Source organism: Seongchinamella sediminis (genome assembly GCF_003457605.1).
GTDB lineage: Bacteria > Pseudomonadota > Gammaproteobacteria > Pseudomonadales > Halieaceae > Halioglobus > Halioglobus sediminis.
On sequence record NZ_QRAN01000068.1, the window covers coordinates 1 to 764 of the forward strand.

Annotated in this window: 2 protein-coding genes; both read right to left on the reverse strand. The window is 59.6% G+C overall.

The features are described 5' to 3' along the window. Positions 1–6: 6 nt before the first annotated feature. Positions 7–375 carry an IS66 family insertion sequence element accessory protein TnpB gene (gene tnpB / locus DWB85_RS19345; RefSeq protein ID WP_162846212.1) on the reverse strand — a complete coding sequence of 123 codons (369 nt, stop codon included), beginning with the start codon at positions 373–375 and terminating at the stop codon, positions 7–9. Then, the gene (tnpA, locus tag DWB85_RS19350; protein WP_117957717.1) at positions 372–680 is read right to left on the reverse strand and encodes an IS66 family insertion sequence element accessory protein TnpA; all 309 of its coding nucleotides are present in this window, start codon (positions 678–680) and stop codon (positions 372–374) included. The genes tnpB and tnpA overlap by 4 nt, the downstream gene beginning before the upstream one ends. Positions 681–764 lie beyond the last annotated feature (84 nt).

Below are 764 nucleotides of genomic sequence, written 5' to 3' on the forward strand. Positions count from 1 at the left end.
AACAACTTAATTTATAGACTCATAATGCAATTTCTGGTGCCCGCGCATCTGCATGATATCGTAGCCGTCGAGAAGCCAGTTGATCTGTTCCCCGGTGAGCATGAGCAGGCTCTCACCCGCTTTCGGCCAGCGGAATTTCTCCTCAGCCAATGCCTTGTAGTAGAGGATGAAGCCATTGTCTTCCCACATCAGGCACTTGATCTTGTTGCGTCGGCGGTTGGTGAAGGCGTAGAGCGCGCCGTCAAAGGGATTATGGCCCAGCTCCTGTTCCACCAGCACCGCGAGGCTGTGCGCCTGCTTGCGGAAGTCGATCGGATCACGGTGCAGATAGATCGCTGGGATCTCCAGTGCCGGGCGTAGATACCGGGGTTTCACAACTGGGCCAGAAGCGAGCTCAGCAATTCTACGTTGCCAGCGTTAATGCCGCCGATCCGCAGGCCATTGGGCAGCGTGATGTGCAAACCCTCCGGAGCGACTGCGCCGCTCCGGGGCACTACGCGGGTAAAACCACTGGCCGGTGGCGTGGCTGCTGACGGTCGCAGCTTCCCAGCCCAATAGAGGAACTGCCCGTAGGGCAGTGCGTTATCTCTGCAGAACCGCTTGGCGGACAGGCCCGACGCCTGGCAGGCCTCGACATGTGGGCGCCAGTAGTCTTCGCGTTGTTCGTTGTCGGCAGACATGGCCATGCTCCTGTGAAAAAAACACGGGGGCATGTTCCGGCGTCATCGCCCTGGGCGGAAGGGGGCCGATGCAGAGGCGCTTAC

Coding starts and splice junctions, on each gene's coding strand:
- tnpA (WP_117957717.1), bottom strand. CDS start 680: ATGTCTGCCGACAACGAACAACGCGAAGACTACTGGCGCCCACATGTC.